The sequence below is a fragment of the Chryseobacterium sp. KACC 21268 genome (assembly GCA_028736075.1).
GTDB lineage: Bacteria > Bacteroidota > Bacteroidia > Flavobacteriales > Weeksellaceae > Epilithonimonas.
Genome location: CP117875.1, coordinates 2,539,375 through 2,554,148 on the forward strand (window position 1 = coordinate 2,539,375; position 14,774 = coordinate 2,554,148).

13 protein-coding genes are annotated in these 14,774 nt (G+C 37.9%); 4 read left to right on the plus strand and 9 right to left on the minus strand.

Annotated features, from left to right (window positions below; all coding sequences use genetic code 11):
- From PQ459_11830 to PQ459_11850, 5 genes are read right to left on the minus strand one after another with little or no spacing between them, the layout of a single operon-like run.
- Entirely contained in the window at positions 1-474 is a 474-nt protein-coding gene (locus tag PQ459_11830) for a nuclear transport factor 2 family protein (protein ID WDF45587.1), read from the minus strand.
- 20 nt (positions 475-494) lie between these two features.
- Positions 495-1,478, minus strand: a complete 984-nt coding sequence (locus PQ459_11835) for an aldo/keto reductase (GenBank protein WDF45588.1) — start codon at positions 1,476-1,478, stop codon at positions 495-497.
- Positions 1,479-1,503: 25 nt separating this feature from the next.
- A complete protein-coding gene (locus PQ459_11840) occupies positions 1,504-2,505 on the minus strand; it encodes an aldo/keto reductase (protein WDF45589.1) in 1,002 nt (333 codons plus the stop codon).
- Between the two features lie 4 nt (positions 2,506-2,509).
- Entirely contained in the window at positions 2,510-2,644 is a 135-nt protein-coding gene (locus PQ459_11845; protein ID WDF45590.1) for a hypothetical protein, read from the minus strand.
- 26 nt (positions 2,645-2,670) lie between these two features.
- A complete protein-coding gene (locus PQ459_11850; protein WDF45591.1) occupies positions 2,671-3,522 on the minus strand; it encodes an aldo/keto reductase in 852 nt (283 codons plus the stop codon).
- Positions 3,523-3,707: 185 nt separating this feature from the next.
- Here PQ459_11850 and PQ459_11855 point away from each other — a divergent pair, with 185 nt between their 5' ends.
- Positions 3,708-4,604 carry a helix-turn-helix domain-containing protein gene (locus tag PQ459_11855; protein ID WDF45592.1) on the plus strand — a complete coding sequence of 299 codons (897 nt, stop codon included), beginning with the start codon at positions 3,708-3,710 and terminating at the stop codon, positions 4,602-4,604.
- Positions 4,605-4,721: 117 nt separating this feature from the next.
- On the opposite strand, the gene PQ459_11860 is transcribed toward PQ459_11855, so the two are convergent.
- On the minus strand, positions 4,722-5,240 hold the full coding sequence (locus PQ459_11860; protein ID WDF45593.1) for a hypothetical protein: 519 nt from the start codon (positions 5,238-5,240) through the stop codon (positions 4,722-4,724).
- A 50-nt stretch (positions 5,241-5,290) separates the two neighbouring features.
- Complete coding sequence (locus tag PQ459_11865; protein WDF45594.1) at positions 5,291-8,878, minus strand: T9SS type A sorting domain-containing protein; 3,588 nt, start codon at positions 8,876-8,878, stop codon at positions 5,291-5,293.
- 158 nt (positions 8,879-9,036) lie between these two features.
- Between PQ459_11865 and PQ459_11870 the strand changes: the two genes are divergently transcribed.
- From PQ459_11870 to PQ459_11880, 3 genes are all read left to right on the plus strand, one after another.
- Positions 9,037-11,019: an ATP-binding protein gene (locus PQ459_11870; GenBank protein ID WDF45595.1), complete on the plus strand. Its 1,983-nt coding sequence runs from the start codon at positions 9,037-9,039 to the stop codon at positions 11,017-11,019.
- A 143-nt stretch (positions 11,020-11,162) separates the two neighbouring features.
- Positions 11,163-12,218: a hypothetical protein gene (locus tag PQ459_11875; protein WDF45596.1), complete on the plus strand. Its 1,056-nt coding sequence runs from the start codon at positions 11,163-11,165 to the stop codon at positions 12,216-12,218.
- A gap of 101 nt (positions 12,219-12,319) precedes the next feature.
- Entirely contained in the window at positions 12,320-13,024 is a 705-nt protein-coding gene (locus tag PQ459_11880; GenBank protein WDF45597.1) for a hypothetical protein, read from the plus strand.
- 162 nt (positions 13,025-13,186) lie between these two features.
- Here the strand turns inward: PQ459_11880 and PQ459_11885 are convergent, their stop codons facing one another.
- On the minus strand, positions 13,187-13,747 hold the full coding sequence (locus tag PQ459_11885; protein ID WDF45598.1) for a ferritin-like domain-containing protein: 561 nt from the start codon (positions 13,745-13,747) through the stop codon (positions 13,187-13,189).
- Positions 13,748-13,884: 137 nt separating this feature from the next.
- The gene (locus tag PQ459_11890; GenBank protein ID WDF45599.1) at positions 13,885-14,484 is read right to left on the minus strand and encodes a Crp/Fnr family transcriptional regulator; all 600 of its coding nucleotides are present in this window, start codon (positions 14,482-14,484) and stop codon (positions 13,885-13,887) included.
- Positions 14,485-14,774 lie beyond the last annotated feature (290 nt).

The window sequence follows — 14,774 nt, forward strand, 5'->3', positions numbered from 1 at the left end:
CTATTTCTTTTCCGAGGTCATTGTTTTGGTGAATGACAGTGAACCCAATTTCCAGGTTCCATTATTTTTCACAAATACTTCCGTTACAATAAAGGGATTGGTTACTTCATTTCCACCAACCACGGCTACTAAATCCATTTTGGTCAGAATGATGGCGGTATTTTCAATAATGTTTACCGATGTTTCGTGGATGTGGGCTTTCTTGTACCAGATTCCGCCACTTTTGATGACGTCCAGTTCCTGTTTTTTGCCCCACGAACCGCCCATATGTACGAATACTGATTTTTCGTCAAAAAGTTTCTCCAGTTTTTCGGCATCTTTAGAAGACATCCAATCCCATTTGTCTTTGGAAAGCTGGATGATTTCCTGTTCGGATTTTGTCTCTTTTTTCACGACGTTTTCCACTTTTGTCTGCTGTGCGAATGTGTAGGTAGAACTTGTGGATATGATTAATGCAACAATTAATGCTTTCATTTTTTTTTGAATTATTTAAATTATTTCCCAACTCTCGACTGTAAATGCTGCGGATAACGTTCCCCGACGATTTCAATCTGGCTCAGTGATTGCGTGATTTTAGATAAATCATCAGAAGAAAGTTCTAAAGATGCGCCACCGATGTTTTCCTCCAGTCTGTGCAGTTTTGTAGTTCCCGGAATTGGTGCGATGAACGGTTTCTGCGCCAACAGCCACGCCAAAGCAATCTGTGCGGGTGTTGCCTCTTTTTCTGCAGCAATCTTTTTCAACAAATCGACCAAAGCCTGATTTGCCTTTCTGTTTTCCTCAGAAAATCTCGGGACAATATTTCTGAAATCGTTTTTGTCAAACTGCGTCTGCTCTGTCATTGCTCCCGTTAAAAATCCTTTCCCTAAAGGACTGAATGGCACAAAACCAATGCCCAGTTCTTCCAGCGTCGGGATAATTTCTTTCTCGGCATCACGGAAAAACATTGAGTATTCACTTTGCAAAGCTGAAACAGGCTGTACGGCGTGTGCTTTTCGAATGCTTTCGACACTGGCTTCCGACAATCCGAAATTTTTTACTTTTCCTTCGCTAATCAATTCTTTTACCGCTCCTGCCACGTCTTCCATTGGAACATTCGGGTCTACTCTGTGCTGATAAAAAAGGTCGATATAATCTGTTTTCAGTCTTTTCAAAGAATCCTCCACTACTTTGCGGATTCTTTCCGGACTGCTGTCTAATCCTTTGCTGGAATCACCATCCTGAAAACCAAATTTCGTAGCGATAACGACTTCATTTCGGAAAGGCTGCAAAGCTTCGCCCAGCAATTCTTCATTAGTAAACGGGCCATAACATTCAGCTGTGTCGAAAAAAGTAACACCCTTTTCAAATGCTGTTCTGATTAATTTAATAGCTTCCTGTTTCTCTGTTGCAGGTCCGTAGCCAAAGCTTAAACCCATACATCCTAATCCTAAAGCCGAAACTTCTAATCCTTGATTTCCTAATATTCTTTTTTGCATTTTAATTTTTTTGTATGATTAATTTCTAATTCTTTTTCAAAGGTGCTTCCACATCCGAAAACTGCTGTACGAAAGGCGGTAATCTCTCTCCAGCGATTTTCACAGCATCAATTTGCGTATTGAATTCTTTAAATTCGGTATTGGTGAATTTGATTTTATCCGCTCCGATATTGTCCAGCATATTTGATATTTGAGTTGTTCCCGGAATGGGCACAATCCAAGGTTTTTGATGAAGCAGCCACGCCAAAGATATCTGAGCTGGCGTCGCCTCTTTCTTCACGCTCCAGTCTTTCAGAACTTTGACTAATTTTAAATTTTGCTGAATATTTTCCGGTGAAAAACGGGTTTCATTTCCACGGATGTCACCTTGTGCAAAACGCGTGTTTTCATCAATAGCTCCTGTCAAAAAACCTACACCCAGCGGACTCCAAGGAACAAAACCAATTCCCAATTCCTCACAAAGCGGGATAATTTTCTTTTCCGGTCCGCGCCACAGCAATGAATATTCATTTTGAATAGCTGTCACAGGATGAATTTTATGCGCTCTCCTCACCGTTTCCACGCCAGGTTCTGAAAGTCCGTAATGCAGGACTTTTCCCTCTTTTATTAAATCTTGAATGGCGCCAACCACATCTTCAATCGGAACTTCTGGGTCAACACGGTGTTGATATAGCAAATCGATTCGGTCGGTTTTGAGACGCTTCAGCATTCCTTCAACAACAATTTTGATATGTTCAGGCTTGCTGTTCAGTCCGGGCAGACGTTTTCCGGTTTTCTGGTCGATGTTCCAGCCATATTTGGTTTCGATAACAATTTTATCCCGAAAAGACGAGGTGGCTTCTCCCAAGATTTTCTCACATTCAAAAGGACCGTAAGCTTCTGCGGTATCAAAAAGCGTCACACCGTTGTCGTACGCTTTCTGAATAATTCTGTGCATTTCTTTCCGGTTGGGAATTGTAGTTTGATACGTTCGGCTCATATTCTGAACGCCCAATCCGATGCTTGAAACTTCTAAAGATTTGCCCAATTTTCTACGGCTGGGGAAGCGAACCAATTTCTTTATCACCTAAATCTGACGTTGCACCTTTTGCTACATTCCCGAAAGGTAACAATACAGTTCCGACAGCTGCCAATCCGATGGTTTTTAAAATATCTCTTCTGTCCATTTTAATATTTTTAAGTCTTGATTAATTTATAAATCCAGTTTTCTTTCGCTCAGCCATTTGACCATATTCGGGTCTCTGTGGTCGAAAAACAGGCTTGCACTGGTGTCTAAAGTTGAAATCTCCTGCATTTCTTCTGCGGACAATTCAAAATCAAAAATGTCAAAATTTTCAGCCATTCTTTCTTTTCGAACCGATTTTGGAATCGCCACAACACCTCTTTGACTTAACCAACGCAGGATTATTTGAGCCACAGATTTATTATTTTTAACCGCAATCGATGCTAAAATTTCGTTTTTAAAAATATCGTTTTTACCTTCTGCGAATGGTCCCCAGGATTCGATTTGAATATTGTTTTCCTGAAGGAATTTCTGCGCTTCGACCTGCTGATGGAAAGGATGGGTTTCTATTTGGTTAATGGCCGGCGTAAATCCACTGTTCGCAATCAAATCTGCAATTCTGTCGGGATGAAAATTGGAAACGCCAATCGCTCTTACTTTTTCCTGAAAATACAGTTCCTGCATCGCTCTCCAGGAACCGAAAATATCGCCATAAGGCTGATGAATTAGATATAAATCAAGATACTCCAGCTGTAATTTATTAATTGATTTCTCAAACGCTTTCAACGTATTTTCGTAGCCAGCATCCTGAATCCAAAGTTTTGTGGTGATAAATAATTCCTCTCTCGCAACACCGCTTTTACTGATGGCATTTCCTACTGCTTCTTCGTTTCCATAAGATGAAGCTGTATCGATTAATCTGTATCCGGTTTCGATAGCCTCAAGGACTGCTTTTTCACATTCTGCCAAATCCGGCACCTGAAATACGCCGAAACCTAAAATCGGCATTTCCACACCGTTGTTTAATATTACTTTTTGCATAATTTTAAATTGATTTTAAAAAATTGATTATTCGGATAATCAACTTACTATGCAAATTTCCACCCTTATGATGAACCTTTTTGTAGACAGATTACGGTATTACCTACCAATATTACAGATGTGAAGTTTTACACTTAGAAGACATTGATTTTATAATTAGATTTGTATCAGAAAATGAAACTGCTATGAGTAATTCCGTTAATTTTGAAACCGTTAATGATTATAATCAATTTAATAATCACGAGACATTGCATCCTTTGGTGAGCGTTATTGATTTTTCAAAAGCCCACAAAAGAACAGGTTCTAAAATGAATTTTAATCTCTACTGTATTTTTCTGAAGGATGTAAAATGCGGTGACTTGAAATATGGCCGCGCAACGTACGATTATCAGGAAGGTACGCTGGTTTTTGTCTCTCCGGGACAGGTTGTGGATGTTGAAAATAAAGTAGATTTTTATCAGCCGATGGGTCACGGACTGGTTTTCCATCCCGATTTGATTAAAGGAACGCCGCTTGCCAAAAGTATTTCAGAATATGGCTTTTTCAGTTATCAAAACAATGAAGCGCTCCACTTATCTTCGAAAGAACAACAGCTTGTTTTGGAATGTTTTGCTAAAATTCAGTCAGAACTCGAGCAGTCTGTGGACAAACACAGCAAGAAACTGATTGCCTCCAACATCGAACTTTTCCTCAATTACTGTGAGCGTTTCTACGACAGACAGTTCATCACTAGAGAAAATGTCAACAAAGGAATTCTGGAGAAATTTGAAGAATTGCTGAACAGTTACTTTAATTCAGAAAAACCGAACAGTTTTGGATTGCCATCTGTCGCTTTTTGTGCAGATGAACTCAATCTTTCTCCCAACTATTTTGGAGATTTAATTAAAAAAGAAACCGGCAAAACGGCGCAGGAATATATTCAAAATAAAATCATAGATGTTGCCAAAGAACGGGTTTTTGATGCTGATAAATCCATCAGTCAGATTGCGTATGATTTAGGGTTTAAATATCCTCAGCATCTGACGAGACTGTTTAAACAAAGAGTTGGTTATACGCCCATTGAGTATAGGAATTTGAATTGATGGTCAATTTTTTTTAAAAATTATTTGAATGAAATGTTTAACACTTGTTCTCACATATGCTCTTAAAATTTTTTTTCAGCGTATTAAGTTATAAATCTTAACTGTGTTTTCATTAAACTAAAATCCATTTGCAGCATCGAATTTAGCTAGGGCAATACTGAGAAGATTTTCATTTTTATAAACTTTTGTATACAGAGATTTTTTTTGACGAGCCAATTCAATCAGCTGATCCTGAGCCATTTTTTGATCTTTCCCATACAGTTTGCTGATTAATTGCTGCTGCACAATTTCTTTACGGTCAAAAAAATGAAGTTCCTTCAATGATTGGTAATAATTGATAGCAGCCATCTTAAGTGGTTCACCTTCCTTAATATCATCAGACGAAAGAATTTTAATACTTTTAATCAATTTGTCAAATTCTACTGCCTGCTGATCTACAGCTCTTAGCGCACCTTTGAAATCATTTTCCTCCAGATATTTAAGCTTCTTTGTTTCGGGACCATCTTTACCAAGAATAATTTGAGATGCGACACGCTCTTCTTGAACAATGCTCTCCCTAAAGTCTTTTGTTTTTGGAGATTTGCAGGAATTAATCATTAAAAATAGAAAAGCCAACAGAAAAATCTTAAAATTCATATTTGTATAGGATTGGTCATTAAACTATCTAAAAACGTGCTGAAAATTATCTATTTTTTAATAATTTTAAAAGCTTGCGTAGAATTTTCGATGGTCAACATATAAACACCAGTTGGTAGATTTGCGATATTGACACTGCTGTTTCTAAAATTACCTTGTTTTACAATACCTCCGGCTGTATTGAAAATTACAAATCCAGAATCCTCTTTAGCGTTATCTTTGGAAATAATGTGAAGTATATCTTTCACCGGATTTGGATGAATTTGAATCACGTCATTGCTATGTTCTTTGATTGAAATAACCGTGTTAAGGTTTGTTGCTTGCGAACTTACCGAGTAAGGCAGATCTCCCATATATCTTTCCGTGTCCTTCACACATCTTACTCCCATAGCAGCCTGCGGATAAAAGCCTGTTCCCGATGCAAGTTTCCCTCCATATCCCGATACGCTGCTGAGATTAAATCCAATAGCATAACCTGTATAGAAGTCTGCGGGAGAACTGGTCCACAATCCTGTCTGGTACTTATAATTATCTGCAGCAGGATAGCCGCTTCTGGCATTTTTCCAATCATTCCCTCCAAGAATTCCTCTTATTCCCGTTACAGGAATATTTCCAATATTATATTTTGAATTTGGGAAATTAAAAACCCAGCCAGATCTGCTGCTTGGTGTTGTACTTTCTGTTGTCACTGTAAGGGTGTATCCTGGATACTGTCTTGCGTTTACTGCATTATTAACCGAATTACCCGTGAGATCTGCAATGGTGCTTTGGACAATACCATAGTTTGAAAAGTTACTTGTCGTGTTGTAACCATTGTAAAACCAAGGCGATGAGCCTTTAGCATATGAACCATTATTGCCTGCAGCAAATAAATTAGCATTCGCAGTATCAGGTACCCGCCAGCCTGCAGGACAAGGATCATAAACTGATTTTTCTGAAGCGTGTCCCCATCTGTCTTGCGCCAATCCATTTTCATCGGAAATCCAATCTTTTACCTGCTGTGATTTTGTAAGCAAAGTTCCTGCATCTTCCATCCCAAGTTCATTTCCTGTTTTGGATCTGAAGAGAAAGTATAAAGGATTTTCCGCAGCGTATTTTGTGATTTTTCTGATCTTTTCATTTTTTGGATCAGCGGCAGCGATTCCGGCGGAAGATCTGTAAACATTCCATTCCCTGGAATACCCGGAAGTATCTGTGGATGAAAAAATAGCGTCTGTAATCGGATTTGATATTCCAATAATGATATTGTTGTTGGCATCTACACCAGTCTGCTTATAAACATTATAAGTTGCGGCAACCTGCACACTGTTTGCGTGGGCAGAAATGTACTGTGTTCCTCCAGGGTTATGGAAGGTTGGCAAAGGATCCTTTCTTCCCCATTGATAATGAAGTCCACCAGACTGTTGTATTTGTGTTTTAGACTGCAACTCGGTAGCTAGATTGGGTCTGACCAATGAGGATGGCAACACCTGCAAAGCACCAAGATTACGATCCATAAAAGTGGTAGTCATAGCTGTACCTCCTTTGGCGGGATTGATAATTTGTGCATTTGATGTAGGAATAATTCCGCCATTCTCTACAGATTCTGTGGTGTATGTAATTTGATTTTCTAATGCCAATGGGTCCGTAACAGGTGCCCAAATATGCCAGCTCCAAAGAATTTTATCAGGATTGGAACTTCCCCATACTCCATTATTACCTTTGTGGAAAGCAATAACCGCATTGCCTTTTTTCTTCGCAGCAATTGTGACCTTCATCTGCTGATCCGGATAAGTGCCAACAATCTGAATTTTCTTAATTAAAGTTTGATTATCAGTCCAAACCACACTTCCTGTATTGATATTTCCTGTCGGAAGTTCTTTATTATCAGATAGGTAAAGCTTGTGCATCGCATAGGCTTTTTTAAGGCTTATAATTAATTCTTTATCCTGTGCCACTGTTTCATTTGCCTCACCTGTCATTACGACAAAGCTATTGGGTTCTTTTGTCCAGGCTTTGTAATCGGTTTGATCGGTATCGGTTGACAAAACATATTCTGTTTCATAAATTGAAGGTAACAATGCCATATTTGGATCTTTCATACATCTTACGGCGCCCAAACCATTTGTTTTGACTGTTTGATTGACGTAGATTCCATTCCAGCCACTAACGGAAACATCTGTTCTTTCGGGATCACTGTGAATAATGGTTGCTCTGTGGCCACCAATCCCATAAGTCGCATTAAGTAAAATACCATCAGAACCCTGATCTTGATAGACAACTTGTGCTGGATTAGCACCAGTGGTCTGATAGTAAACATAATTGCCAGTAGTTGGCATCAAGCCGATTGATCTATTATCTGCACCTGTAAAATCTATTCCTCTGCTGGGATAAACTTTCACTCCAACCAAAACATTATTAATTGCATTCGGCAAAATCTGACTGTTGGCGCTATTCGTATCATCATTGGCACCACTGTTTTTCCTACCAAATGGGTTTAGATTATTATTAACGGTATTTCTGCCGTATTGAGAAGGAATTCGCCAACCATTTGGGCAAGGATCAAATTCTGATTTTAATTCATAGGATTTGCTATCGGTTGCCAAAGTATTATCACTGCTAGAGGCGTTGCTATTCAGACCTTTTCTGTTGTCCGACCACAAGTCCCAGGTCTCTACCAGGTTCAGATTGGAATTATTAATCTTATATTCCTGGCTGGAAAACCAAGTTCCGTCATTAGTAGCATGTGTTATTATATCAATTGGATTATTAATGGAGTATCTTATGTTTCCATTAATATTATTAGTGCCAGTATCGGTTCCTCTTTGTTTTAAAGCTATTGTGGCAGATTGCAAAGCAGCATAGGAATGTCGTCTGCTGCCAACATCACCTGTCACTTCATAGAATGATCCATCTTTATATTCCAACGGAGGAACAGGATCTTTCCTGCCCCATTGGTACATTAGGCCTCCGGATTTGTGCCAGTTATGTCCCAGAAAGCTGGCATTAGTTGCTCCCAGATTCCGATCCATATACTTTGGTGTGAATGCCTGATTCAAACTATTAGTTTCAAAGCCTTGTCCGTAGGCTGCTCCGTCTGCAGGATCATCTGTAACCCAAATGTGCCATGTCCAATAGATGATGCCATCTACTTTAAATGCTACACTCGCATTCCCTTCTCCTTTCGTCTTATCAATTATTATTTTAATTTTAGCATCTTCACCCGTGCCTACGATGGAGGTTGAGCTGATTAATCCATTTACATCTTCCCAAAATACAGTTGCAGACTGAAGACCAGTTTCATTAATCGGAGTGAATGTGCCGCTGTCATTTTGCATGTACCTACCCTGTTTCCACATTTGATAGGCTTTTGCAACAGGAATGTACAATCCATCGGTTTTAGTACCATCTGGCAGAATTCCATCTTTGTAATAGATATAACTATTGGGAGCAAACGAATAATCATTTTGTGCTATTTTTAAATTATTTGCATTTGCAGTCTGAGTCCTTTGCTTTACATGATCCGAAATTAAAATTACATCCTGAAAATTCGAAATATCTGAATCAGCGTTATTTGTTTCGGAAATTTTAGATTCGGGAATCTGTCCAAACAAAAACAATGAACCGAATGATATAAATAAAATATAAATTTTATGCATGATGAGTTTTTTAATAACCATATTACAATATACGTGCTAATAAATCAAATTTTAATCATTATGAATAAGAATGTGTAAAAATATTAAAGCATCTTTATTTAAGAACAATAAAAGGACTTTTGTATATCTTTGTCATACGTATAATTACTCAAGAAAATATGTCCGATAAAAATTTCAGTCAGGATCTAATCATCCAGGCTTTAGTTTCATCTCCTGCACCCACAGCAATCTATTCTGGAGAAGAAATGGTCATCCAATTTGCAAACGAAGGTATGCTGGCGCTATGGGGCAAAGATGCATCTGTAATAGGAAAACCTTTGATGGACGCAATCCCGGAGCTGGAGGGACAACCGTTTTTAGAATTATTGAGGGAAGTTTGGCGTTCTGGTAAGACCTATTCCGTGCACGAAGCTCCTGCAAAACTTATAAAAAACGGGGTGGAAACGCTGGATTATTTTGATTATGAATACAAGGCACTTACGGATCAGCAAAATAAGACCTGGTGCATTCTTAATACAGCACTTGAGGTAACATCCCGACGCGAATTCTTGCAGCAGATAAAGCAAAAAGAAGAGCGGGAAAATGCACTGAATGAGGAAATGGCTGCTACACTTGAGGAACTGACATCCACCAATGAGGAACTGAATACATCAATGCAGCAGCTTGCACAAAGCAGAGAGTACATTAAAACAATTATCGAGCAGGCTCCTGTTGGCATTGCGATGCTGGAAGGACCAGAGCACGTCATTGAAATTGCTAATCCGGCCATTCTTAATATATGGGGTCGCAAAGAATCTGAAGTCATAGGACATCCACACGAAAGTGCAAGACCAGAATTGCGAGGCCAACCTGTCAATGACTGGCTTAGAGAAGTTTACAATAATGGAAAGCCTAAAATAAATACCGAGTTTACGGTTAGATTACGCCATAATGATGGATTAAGGGAAGCTATTGTAAATTCCATTTATCAACCAATTTTTACTGATCGTGGCGATATTTCGGGTGTTCTTGTCATTATCGAAGAAATCACTGAACAGGTTTTAGCAAGGAGGAAGAATGAAAATGATCAGCAAATGCTGGCTCTTGCCATCGATGCTGGGGAACTTGCCACCTTCTACTACCAACCGGCAACAAACTTGTTTTCAGGAAACAACCTGCTGAAAAATTGGTTTGGCTTATCTTCGGAAGAAAATCTGGACTTGTCTGTTGCGTTAGCCGCAATTTTGCCGGAGGATCGGGAGCGTGTAGTTACAGCCATCGCAAATGTTTTGGGGAAAGATTCTGATGGTCAATATTTTATCGAATATAAAATTCAAAATAAAACAGACAAAAAGATTAGACTCTTACAGGCTAACGGCAGAGTTTTCTATGATCAGGAAGGAAATCCACAAAGTCTAAACGGTACTTTGAGAGATATTACAAAACAGAAAAAAGAGGAGGAAAGAAAAGATGATTTTATGGGCATGGTAAGTCACGAGCTCAAAACACCGCTCACTTCTCTTAAGGCCTATATACAAATTTTACAACGTTTGGAAGCACGTGAGGGAGATTCAAAACAACAAAGCATCTTAGAGAAATGTTTGAAGCAAACGGATTATATGAACAATATGATCAATGGTTTTCTTAATGTTTCAAGACTTGATTCGGGACAGTTACATATTGAAAAAACAGATTTTGATTTCCAAGTTTTATTCTCAGAGATTGAGGATGAAGTACTTTCCACCAATCAAACCCGCAATTTTGTTTTCAGGCCATCCGGGCAGGTTATGATTCAGGCGGATCGTGAAAAAATATCACAGGTACTTCACAATCTTATTGGGAATGCTATTAAGTACTCTCCCATTGGTACTTCCATTAATGTAGAATATCTGACGAAGGATCAAAACAATTTAATAATTAATGTTCAGGACCACGGAATTGGAATCTCGGAAAATGATCAGCAGCGAATATTTGACCGCTATTACAGGGTGAAAGATATGAATAGCAGATCCATAGCAGGATTCGGTATTGGACTTTATCTTTGTAGAGAAATCATAGAACTACACAATGGAGTTATCCAAGTGGAGAGTTCTAAAAATGAAGGTACCATATTTTCTGTTGTCATTCCTATTGCAGATTCAAACACATCAAAAGAGATCTAAAAATTGTATAATTAATTAAAGAGGTTTCCTAAAAATTAAATAATCATCCATCAACGTAAAAAAGAATGTGAGAATGTTAAACTGCTGGAAAAGTTGAATCATCTGGCGTATTTTTTGACCTGAGTTGAGCAAATAACGTCTCAATGAATTTAAAATCTCTTTTCTACGCATCCTCTTTCCTTTTAATAACAGCACTTGCCGCAGTACAATGCACCAGTAATGAGGAAAATGACAATGATTCAAATATTTCAGAACCGATAATTTACACAGCAGGACGCGAAAATTACAAGGCCAAATACTGGAAGAATGGACAGGAAGTTCTTTTAGGAAAAGGCTCTGGAAGTTCTGATGCACTGGGAATGAAAGTCTTGGGAGATGATATACATATTGTGGGCTACGAAATCAATTCAGCTGGCAAGTACGTGGCCAAATATTGGAAGAACGGCGTATCTACTAATTTGACAGACGGATCCAAAGATGCCTACGCTAATGATATTTTCATCAGTGGTAATGATGTTTACATAGCCGGCCAGGAAATGAAGCCAGGACAGGCAGCCTATGAAGCCAAGTATTGGAAAAACGGAATTCCAATTACTTTGACGGATGAGGCGCAGACAGCCATTGCCACAGGAATTGCTGTAGTAGGCAGCGATGTCTATGTTATCGGTGAAAGACGGATGCAGAATTGGATCACTCCTGTTACCTGCTATTGGAAGAATGGCCAAAGAACCGATATTTCCAATCAGAACACCACAGCAGCTGATCAGGATATTACTGTTTCTGGAAATGACGTATACATGATGTGGTCGGTCGTTTATGACAACGCTGGACAACTGCAAACCTGGTATTCTAAAAATCTAACCGGAGCTACACTTATTCAAGATGGAACTTCCTATGCAGGCGGAACAGCGATTGAAGTGCAGGGAAATGATATTTATATTGCAGGAAGTGGCATTGCCCCAAGCAGTAATTCCTTTGTATCAAAATACTGGAAAAACGGTTCACCAATCATTGTGGGTGCAGAAAATTCCTTTGGACTGACTCTTGGTATGTCAGCGAATGATGTCTATTTGGCAGGCTATCAGGAGGCAACTGGAGGTGGTTCCGCAGCGGTTTATTGGAAAAATGGAATAGCACAGGCTGTAACAGGCAACACAGGAAGTGCGATGATCAGGCAAATTATTGTAAAAGAAAGATAGTTAACAACCCTACCATTTTTCTGCGATTTTGACAGTTAGTTCATCAGATCGATATAATTTTATTAACTTGTCGAGGAGAAAATAAAGTAAGCTCTTAAAGTATGAAAGTATATTTTTCCATTGTAACCGTCTTGTTCTATTCGATTTTTATGGGACAGGAATTTAAAATTATATCGATCAAAGATTCAATCCCGGAAAATAAAAATTATGAGATTTTTGAATTTATTAATGATAAAACACCAACCGACAGTCTGCGATTTTTGGCTAGCATAAGTTGCGAAGGTGAAAAAAAAGCATTTTCAAATATCTATGAGATTGCAAAGTTTCATTCCCAAAATTTAGGCTCGAATTCATTTAAATATATTAAAAAGGAAATTGACGGGGACAACATCAAAATTTTCTTAGATGTTTATTACACGGATCCGAAAATACTTGTAAAGAATAGAAACAGCGAGCCGGAAAATAGCATCTACATATTCGGAAGCGATAATTTGAATGAAAAAAAGAAACGTTCTTACAAACAAAACGGAACTGCTATTGTCCTTCCATTCGGAAAGTTTAATAAGATCAATTATCAGCTCAATTCTACTTTAAAACTCTCTAAAGATGAATTTATGGCGCCCTTTGTAAAAATCAAATCATCCAGGAATTTCAGATCATTATTTTTCAACACAGATGGCTGGGGTCAAAATGACAGCAGGAATTATGATAGTGACGTGTTCGACAGAACGATGATCTACGATAGGAATACGCTATATCATTTCGATAAAAACCTTGGATATACTCTATTGGAGGTGCTAAAATAATTTTAAAAAAGCTGTCTGAGAAATCGAACCAAAATTAATCAACAATAATTATTATTTTAAAATTTTTTGAATATTTCATTAACGTATTTGAAAATTGTTCCAGTACAAACATAAAAAAAGCAGCAATTAATTTTGCTGCTTTTTGATTTCTAAGTGGTTTGATTATTTATTAGCTTTAGAATTGAGATTCGTATCAGCCAGTTTTGTCAATAATTCATCACAGGTTTTTTCTTCGCCTAATGTCGCTAGTAAATTAACCAAAGCATCCTTTTCTTTCAGCACTTTTGCAAACGCTGCCAAAGTACCATAGGTTGCAATTTCGTAATGCTCCACTTTTTGTGAGGCAGCAATGATTCCTGCATCACGCACGGTTCCAGGCTCCGTTTCTTCGATGATGCTGTCGGCTTCGTCTAATAATCCCTGCATGGCATCACACTTTTTCGCCTGTGCCTTTACGCCGATAGATTCAAAGATATCTTCCAATCGGCTTACCTGTCCTTTGGTTTCCTCGAGGTGTTGTGCGATTGCCTGCTTCAAAGTTTCATCTGTAGCATTTTTCTGCATTTTTGGTAAGGCTTTCACTAATGCTTTTTCTGCCCAATAGATGTCTTTCAAACTATCTTCGAAAAGATCCTTTAGTTCTTTTGCTGCATCACTTTTTGCGGGTGTTTTTTTCTCTTTACTGGTTGCAGTACTTGTCGTTGTTTTTGAATTTGTTGCCATAATAATATTTTTTGGTTAATTGATGGTTTGATATGTTATTTAATCATAATTCAAAACTATAATTAAGCATTTCAGCGAGTTATGACTGGAATCACAATGCAATATAATCGCTTAAAAAAGTATTGAAATTGAAAAAATCAATACAGAATTTTTCGGTTTCTGATTCTTACAATATTGTCCTTTTCCATTGTCTTTATGGTTCTGATGGTTGTTTCAACACAAAGACCAGTAAGATTAGCCATTTCCTGACGTGTGTAGGGAACCTGAAAGGCAAATGGTTCTTTTGCATGTTGACTGCTTTTCAAATAGTCCAAAAAGGATTTCAGCTTGTACATTGGACTGTTTGTACAAAGAATCGGTCCCATTTTTTGTTTGAAATAAAGGATTTGAGAAAGGTGTCGATTCATTTCCAGACTTACTTCTGGATTTTTATCCAGCAAATCAAAAAATGCAGATTTTCGTAGTTTGAAGATTCTGCAGCTGGTGATTGCGACCGCATTTACAGGATAGGTTACATTTTCCACAAAAAGAAGAGATTCTCCGATGCTTTGTCCAGGCTCCAAAATAGTCTGAAGCACTTCTCTGCCTTCGTGGTTGTAGTTGTTGAGTTTTACTTTACCATTGTTAATCTGGTAGTAGTATTTGGGGATTTCATCTTCTGAGAAGATAGATTCTCCTGCCAGGAAATTTTCGGTAGTTGCACCCAGAGATTCCAGAATGAGTTCATTAATAATCATAATTGATAATGGTAGATTTCTAATGATCAGATCTCATAAATAGAACCAGGAGAAAAGTGTGATGTGTTACTTCGATTTTTCTAAATAATTCAATTTTTTAACTGATGTACAGTCCACAAAATTTATTATTCCAGAATATTTAAATCGTAATTTTTATATAATATTTACCTTTCAAATCTTGTGCCTTAATTAATGATATTTATACAAATAAAATAATATCGGTGATTAATTTCAATTAAATATATTATTAGCTTAAATAATTCATATATTTACAGATATTGATATGAAAA